This window comes from Microvirga flavescens (assembly GCF_003290125.1).
Lineage (GTDB): Bacteria > Pseudomonadota > Alphaproteobacteria > Rhizobiales > Beijerinckiaceae > Microvirga > Microvirga flavescens.
Genome location: NZ_QMKH01000001.1, coordinates 1,056,470 through 1,062,711, shown reverse-complemented (window position 1 = coordinate 1,062,711; position 6,242 = coordinate 1,056,470). Strand labels below are relative to the sequence as shown.

Genomic DNA, 6,242 nt, shown 5'->3' with positions numbered 1-6,242 from the left:
GGGGCGTTCGACTTGCATGTGTTAAGCCTGCCGCCAGCGTTCGTTCTGAGCCAGGATCAAACTCTCAAGTTGAAGAATTTGATCTCGACTTTGTCACTACGTATTGACGGAGTCTACTTCCGGCGTTTCCGCCGATAGTGAGCTCCAAAACGTAAGACTGTCGAAGTCTTTCTCGATTGCCAAACTGACAATCCGCAAGGACCTCGCCGTCTACGTTTCTCTTTCTTTCTTCACTTGTCAAAGAGCAGGTGCCGGTGGACCAGACTTTCGTCCGGCTCGGCGATGGGCGGCGTTACTAACTGCACCATCCGATCTAGTCAACACCCTTTTCAGAAATTTTCTGAACCGGTTTTTCGACCCCCATCCGAAGATGAGTTCTTCAACAGAACAAGCTATCTTTCCCGACCGAGGTCGGGCGAAACAGCCCGGCATTTCTGAGAAGCGTTTGGCGCCGGTCGCGTCAGCGGCGGCGTCGATGGGCGGGTTATAGGTCGAACCCTTTTCACCTGTCAACGACCTTCATGAAGTTTTTTTGACTCAATCGGCGCTTTTTCCCCTCACCCGCGCGCTCCGCCTTGATCCACAAGACTTTCCCCGTATGCCTCACTCCGGTCACAGTCACGGTTGAAGCAGAGCCGGCCTGTGGAGAGCGAGCACTACCTTAAGGCCAGCTCTCCCTTTGGCCCCCTGCCCTGTGCGCGGCGCACTTATCCGTGCTAAAGCGCATCGCCTGAATGAAACATAGTCGCCTGAAGAGATGAGCCAAACGCCCCCCCACGATTCCAGCCGAGCAAGGCGTCGCAAGACGTCTGCGGCCAAGCATGCCGCGGCTGGCATCGACCTTGGGCACGAGCCGCCTCTGAACCCGACCGGCGGGGACGAGCCGGATATCGACCGGCGCGAGATCAACCTGCGCTGGCTCAGCGCCTCCATTCTCACTGGGGTGACCGGCGCGGTGCTGATCGGCGCCTCCATCCACATCGCGCTTGAAAGCGAGATGATGTTCGTCGCGCCGCCTGAGCGGGCGATCCTGAAATCCGCACGCGGCTCCAACACCGAAGATCGCACGGCCAACGTTGCCCGCAAGGCCGACAAGCTGATCCGCGCCGAGACCTCGACGGCGGCCAAGCAGAACTTCAAGGCGCCGATGACGATCCGTACCGGCGATCGCGAGGCGATCAAGGTCCGGCATTTCGTCCGCGTGGCGACCAACCTGGCCCTCACCACGGGCACCTACGCCACGGATATTCCGCCCTTCAATCCTTTGCGCCTCTTCGCCGAGGACAATGGCGACAAGAACAACGGGGATAGGAACGCCCTCGACGCCGCGCCAGCCGATGTGGCCGATGCCGATGTCTCGGTGCTGCGCTCCGACCTGACCATCATCCCCATCGAGGCCAGTGCTCCCACGTTGAACGATGACGACGTCATCGCGATTCTCGAGGAGGAGCGGCGGATGTCCTCGGACGCCCAGCGCCGCCCCACCGTGCCGATGCCCGCGCAGCAGATGTTGCTGCGCACCCTGCGTCAGCCGGACGGCCTCGGCGAGGCCTTAGGGTATGCGCGGATCGTCGACGCTCCGTTCAGCTCCATCGAAGTGCGCATGGTTCCCGAGAACGTCACGAACCTTACGAAGACCGAGGTCAAGACTTCGACCCCACTCGTCGAGGAACGGGAATTGTCCCTGAAGAAGGGCGAGACCCTCGAATCGAGCCTGCGCGCCTATGGTGCGAACCCGGACCAGATCGCGGCGATCAGCGCCGCGCTCGCGACGCGGGTGAAGGTCGCTGCCCTGCCCGAGGGCGAGCGCATCCGCATTCTCATCGCGCCAGGCCTCCGGCTCGGCGACACCCGCCAGATCGCCCGCGTGATCCTGATCGGCGAACGCGGCACGGAGGCCATCGCCGCCGCGAACGACCGGGGCCTGTTCGTCTCGGTCGCTCCCCCGCAGGACGAGACCCAGCCCCAGGTCGCGCAGCAGGAGGAGGACGACGAGGAAGACGATGGCCGCGGCGTGCGCCTCTATGAGAGCCTTTACGAAACCGCGCTGAAGAACGACCTGCCCCGGCAGACGGTGGACGAACTGGTGCGGATCTTCGGGTACGACGTCGATTTCCAGCGCCGCGTCTCCCCAGGCGACACGTTCGAGATCTTCTTTGGCACGGACGACGAAAACAGCAGCGCCACGCCGGAAGTGCTCTATGCCGCGCTGACAGTCGGCGGCGAAGCGAGACGGGTCTATCGCTACCAAGGCGATGACGGCATGGTCGATTTCTTCGACGAGGCCGGACGTTCCCTCAAGAAGTTCCTGCTGCGCAAACCTATCGCGGAGGGCATCCTGCGCTCCGGCTTCGGCACGCGCTTCCACCCGATTCTCGGCTACAGCCGCCCGCACACGGGCGTCGACTGGGCCAACAAGATCGGAACGCCGATCCTTTCCGCCGGTAACGGCACCGTCATCAAGGCCGGTTGGGAATCGGGCTATGGCCGCCGCGTCGAGGTTCAGCACGCCAACGGCTACGTGACCGCCTACAACCACATGTCAAACTTCGGCAAAGCCATCGCGCCGGGGGCGAAGGTGAAGCAGGGCCAGATCGTCGGCTACCTCGGCAATACCGGCCTTTCCACCGGGCCTCACCTGCACTACGAGGTCATCATCAACGGACACTTCGTCGATCCGATGAAGATCCGCCTGCCTCGCGGGCGTGAGCTCGAAGGGCGTGGCATGAACGAATTCAAGCGCCAGCGCGAGCAGATCGACGATCTTCTCGGCCGCGCCACCGCCACAACCAACGTTGCCCAACGAGGCTGACCGGTACCAGAAGCCCATGCTCGACTCCCTTGCGATCGTCCTGCCGATCTTCGGTCTGATCGGGATCGGCTATGTGGCGAGCCGCCTGGATTATGTCTCGCACCGGGTCGGCGACGGCCTGTCGGAATTCGTCTTCTCCCTCGCCCTGCCCTGCCTGATCTTCAAAACCCTCGTGACGGCGGAGATTCCGGCAGTCCAGCCGTGGGGCTACTGGATTTCCTACTTCGTCGGCGTCGCCGTCGTCTGGGGCATCGCGGCCATTATCGCCAAGCGCGTTTATGGCCTGGGCGGTATCTCGCAGGTGGTGGCGGGCTTTTCCGCAGGCCAGGCTAACACCGTGTTCGTCGGCGTGCCGATGATCCTCAAGGCCTATGGCAACGAGGGCGCCGTGCCGTTGTTTCTCCTGCTCGCCATCCACCTGCCGATCACGATGACATTGGCGACGGTGCTCGCGGAAGGCCGGGGCACCTCGCCGCTCAGGCTCATTCGCCGCCTGCTCACGCACCCCATTGTCGTCGGCATCCTGGCCGGAAGCGCCTTCCGGCCCGTCGCTTCTTTCGTGCCCGAACCGCTTTGGCATGTGGTGGATCTTCTCGGCAGCGCGGCCATCCCTTGCGCGCTCATTTCGATGGGAATCGCCCTGCGCCGCTACGGGCTGGGAACCGGATGGCAGCTTCCGACGATCATCGCCGGGCTGAAGGTGGTCGTTCATCCGCTGATCGTGCTCATCCTGACGACACGGGTCTTCAGCATGCCGCCGGCCTGGTCGGGCGTGGCGGTGCTGTTCGCCTGCTGCCCGTCCGGCATCAACGCCTATCTTTTCGCGGAACGCTACGACGAGGGCGTGCCCATCGCCTCGGCGGCGATCACGCTCTCCACGCTCTTCGCCATCGCGACGACTGTGATCTGGCTTCAGGTGCTCGGCGTCGGTTGAGCATTATTTGCCGCATGATCCGGGCGAACAACCGGTGTCCACTTCTTCTGATCATGCTCTGAACCCGAGGCGGGCACGAATCGCCTCGGCGGAGACGCCTTGCTCCCGCAATTCGGCGAGGGATTGCGATCCCCGGCTCTTGGCGAGCTTGTCCCCTGCCGGATCCTCCACCAGCCCGTGATGGTGGTAGAGCGGCGTCGGCAGGCCAAGGAGACGTCGCAGCAGGATATGGAGGTCGGTGGCGGCCTCGAGATCCTGCCCGCGCACCACATGGGTAACGCCCTGCAGCGCATCGTCCACGACGACCGACAGGTGATAGCTCGTCGGCGTTTCCTTGCGCACGATGATCGCATCGCCCCACCGTTCGGGATGCGCCGCGACCTGTTCCTCCCGGCCTTCGCCATCGAACCGGCGATAGAGGTGAGGGCCGGGGGCGAGGCTGAGAGCGGCCTGCATGTCGAGCCGCCAGGCGTGATCCTCTCCGGCGGCGATGCGCTCTTGAGCGTCCTCGGGGGCGCAGGCACGACAGTGGCGCGGATAGAGCGGCGCGCCGTCGGGATCGCGCGGCCACGGCTTTCCGCTCGCGGCCTCGTTTTGCGCCACGGCTTCGAGAATCGCCTTGCGGGAGCAGAAGCAGGGATAAAGCAGGCCCATCGCCCGCAGCTTGTCGGCGGCGGCGCGATAATCCTCGAAATGCTCGGACTGGCGACGCACCGGCTCCTCCCAGGTGAGGCCGAGCCAGGCGAGATCCTCATAGATCGCCTGCTCGAATTCCGGCCGACAGCGGGTGAGGTCGATGTCTTCGATCCTCAGGAGGAACCGCCCGCCGAAGCGCGCGGCGATGTCCTGGTTCAGCAAGGCCGAATAGGCGTGGCCGAGATGCAGCCGCCCGTTGGGGCTCGGCGCGAATCGAAAGACCGGGCGCGTCATGCCGAGCGGCTCCACTCCTCATTCGAGGCTTGACCGGAGAAGAACGGCGCGCTTGATCTGCGCGGGTCAGGGGCGCGCCGCGCCTTCCTTATATAAAGCAGGTTCTTCCCATGGTTGCGCTCGACGGCCCCCGCATCGCCCCGAAATCCGGACAAGCGAAGCAATTGGTGGTGTTCCTGCACGGACGCGGCGCGAACGGGGATGACCTGATCGAGCTTGGCTATCAATGGCAGGGCCTCCTGCCGGATGCCGCCTTCGCCGCGCCCGACGCGTCTCTCCCTTGCGAGGGTGCGCCGATGGGGCGGGAATGGTTTCCTCTCACCTTCCGCGATCCGACCGAGCTTTGGCGCGGCGTGCAGGAGGCGGCGCCTGCTCTCAACGCTTTTCTCGATGCCGAACTCGCACGCTACGGTCTCGACGATACGAAGCTTGCCCTCGTCGGCTTCAGCCAGGGCACGATGATGGCCCTGCATGTGGGCCTGCGACGTGCGACAGCCCCCGCCGGAATTCTCGGCTTTTCGGGGCTCCTGGTGCTCCAGGCGGACAAGGGACCGGAGAGTCTCAAGGAACAGGTGAAGACCAAGCCGCCGATTCTGCTCACGCATGGCGACCGGGACGAGATTTTGCCCATCGAGATGTTCTTCTTCTCGAAGGAAACCTTGGCCGCGGCGGAAATTCCCTGCCAATGGCATCTTTCCGCCGGGGTCGGCCACGGCATCGATGCGGGAGCCCTCCACCATGGCGGGCTCTTCCTCACCCAATCCTTCGGGCTGCCCTATCCGCAATAGAATCAGCCTCGCGCCGCCTTCAGGGCAGCCTCGGCGCCCATGCGGAGCAGCCCGGCATCGGTGCCGATGGAGATAAGGTGGAACCCTTTCCGGGCCCATTCGGCGGCCTTTTCGCCTGACGCGGCGTAGATGGCGGCGACCTTACCCGCCGCCTTTGTCCGGTTCAGCACATGGGCGATGGCTTCCTCCACCTCGCGCCCCTCGGGATCGAGGGCCGCACCGCCCGACAGGGCGATGGAAAGGTCCGACGGGCCGATGAACACTCCGTCGATGCCGGGCTCGGCCAAAATCTCATCCACCACGGCGAGGGCTTCGCGGGTTTCCACCATCGCGAGCGCGGAGGAGAGGCCGTTGGCCTTGCGGAAGTAATCGTCCGCCCCAAGGCCGGAGAAGGTGAGCGCGCCGTGCGGCCCCCAGCTGCGCGACCCGATGGGGGGATATTTCATGAAGCTCGCGAAGAGGCGGGCATCCTCGAGAGAGTTGATCATCGGCGCGATGACCCCCGCGACGCCCGCATCGAGAAAGCGCGAGGCGGTGGCGAAATCGCCGACCGGAATCCGCGCGATGGCGGGCTTTCCCGCCGCGACGATGCCCGGAATCGCCCGCACGGCGGCGGCGAAGTCGATCGCCCCGTGCTGCAGGTCGAGCACGATGGCGTCGAAGGCCTCTCGGGCGAGAACGGCCGAATTGCTCGGCTCAGGGAGACCGCACCACGCGGCAAACGCTGCGCGCCCGCTTCTGGCGCGCTCGGAAAGAAAGGAACTCATGGAAAACCGCC

Annotated in this window: 5 protein-coding genes and 1 rRNA gene; 3 read left to right on the top strand and 3 right to left on the bottom strand. The window is 64.4% G+C overall.

Going from position 1 to position 6,242, the window contains the following annotated elements:
* A 16S ribosomal RNA gene (locus DQW91_RS04800) occupies positions 1 to 72 on the bottom strand; the annotation flags it as partial.
* A gap of 685 nt (positions 73 to 757) precedes the next feature.
* Here DQW91_RS04800 and DQW91_RS04795 point away from each other — a divergent pair.
* Both DQW91_RS04795 and DQW91_RS04790 read left to right on the top strand, forming a co-directional pair.
* A complete protein-coding gene (locus tag DQW91_RS04795) occupies positions 758 to 2,812 on the top strand; it encodes a M23 family metallopeptidase (protein ID WP_112662359.1) in 2,055 nt (684 codons plus the stop codon).
* A gap of 16 nt (positions 2,813 to 2,828) precedes the next feature.
* Complete coding sequence (locus DQW91_RS04790; protein WP_112662358.1) at positions 2,829 to 3,746, top strand: AEC family transporter; 918 nt, start codon at positions 2,829 to 2,831, stop codon at positions 3,744 to 3,746.
* A 51-nt stretch (positions 3,747 to 3,797) separates the two neighbouring features.
* Here the strand turns inward: DQW91_RS04790 and gluQRS are convergent, their stop codons facing one another.
* Positions 3,798 to 4,676: a tRNA glutamyl-Q(34) synthetase GluQRS gene (gene gluQRS, locus DQW91_RS04785; RefSeq protein WP_112662476.1), complete on the bottom strand. Its 879-nt coding sequence runs from the start codon at positions 4,674 to 4,676 to the stop codon at positions 3,798 to 3,800.
* Between the two features lie 110 nt (positions 4,677 to 4,786).
* On the opposite strand from gluQRS, the gene DQW91_RS04780 reads away from it, so the two are divergent.
* Positions 4,787 to 5,464 carry an alpha/beta hydrolase gene (locus DQW91_RS04780; protein WP_112662357.1) on the top strand — a complete coding sequence of 226 codons (678 nt, stop codon included), beginning with the start codon at positions 4,787 to 4,789 and terminating at the stop codon, positions 5,462 to 5,464.
* A 2-nt stretch (positions 5,465 to 5,466) separates the two neighbouring features.
* Here DQW91_RS04780 and DQW91_RS04775 read toward each other — a convergent pair whose 3' ends face one another.
* Complete coding sequence (locus DQW91_RS04775) at positions 5,467 to 6,231, bottom strand: HpcH/HpaI aldolase family protein (RefSeq protein WP_112662356.1); 765 nt, start codon at positions 6,229 to 6,231, stop codon at positions 5,467 to 5,469.
* Positions 6,232 to 6,242 lie beyond the last annotated feature (11 nt).